Source organism: Acinetobacter sp. YH12112 (assembly GCF_013418945.1).
GTDB classification, from domain to species: Bacteria; Pseudomonadota; Gammaproteobacteria; order Pseudomonadales; family Moraxellaceae; genus Acinetobacter; species Acinetobacter indicus.
On the sequence record NZ_VPBA01000103.1, the window covers coordinates 1 to 1020 of the forward strand.

General features: G+C 40.4%; 1 protein-coding gene. It reads right to left on the bottom strand.

Going from position 1 to position 1020, the window contains the following annotated elements; translation table 11 throughout:
- Nucleotides 1-8: 8 nt before the first annotated feature.
- Entirely contained in the window at nt 9-980 is a 972-nt protein-coding gene (locus FTU50_RS15310) for an IS481 family transposase (protein ID WP_168381713.1), read from the bottom strand.
- Nucleotides 981-1020: the final 40 nt, after the last annotated feature.

Sequence of the window (1020 nt, forward strand, 5' to 3'; positions counted from 1 at the left end):
TGTGTGATTCATAGAGATCGTTTCAATTTAGCGATCTCTAAATCCATCTTGTAATTGGCGTGTTGAATCCGTTCATTGGATGGGTTGTATTGCTTCTGGACCTCATCAGAGAAAGGGGTTTCTTCACATAATTCAAAGTACCTTTCCATCGGTGTTTTACCTTTCAAAGCTGAATGTGGTCTCATCCAGTTATAGTAATGCTGCCATTCGGCTAGCTTGTCTTGGATATCTTCAGAATTAATATCGACAGTAGCGTAGAACTCAGATTTATCAGTCTTTTGAGAACGCTCTACCTTGCCATTCAAATGAGGTGAACCTGGTTTATTTGGCCTAAATTTGATTCCATGCTGCATCAATTTTTTCTGTACTTTTTCAGCAAAAAATTCCCGCCCACGATCGGTCTGTATTCGCTGTATGGGAAAAGGCATTTCTTCAATTACGCAGTCTAAAAAGTCGAGCGTATTCGCCGCTGTTCGGCGTTTATATATCCTTAAAACCCGATATCGTGTGCAGTCATCGATAGATGTGTACTGATATAGCCCAGGACCCAGTTTACAGGTATCCATTTGAATTCTATCGCCTGGTAGTGGGCGTTCATAACGAATGAAATCTGCTTTACGACGGAATTTTTTAATTGGTTTGACTTGATGGGTGGATAGTACTTTATGGATAGTCGCTAAGGACAACGAGACTCCGTGCAACCTCATCAATTCTGTTTGCAAACGTCGAGCACCCAGATTTCTAGCCGAGCGCATTTCCAATATTAAGGCCTCTAGCTCAGCATTGATTTTAGTATTTGGAGATTTTAATGGGCGTTTACTCTGACTACTTAATCCATCAATACCTTGATCAGAATATCGTTTCCACCACTTGCGTAATGTTGGTCTAGAAATGCCACATCTCCGACAGACTAGGCCAGCATCATTGGTCTCTTCAAATAATTTAACCCATACGAGTCTTTGTTGAATTTCTCTGTTCATAGACACCAATTATATTGAAATGATGTCTATGAATCACACA

What these genes read in the sequence shown, in the direction of transcription:
- FTU50_RS15310 (WP_168381713.1), bottom strand. Translation starts at nt 980, where the DNA reads ATGAACAGAGAAATTCAACAAAGACTCGTATGGGTTAAATTATTTGAA.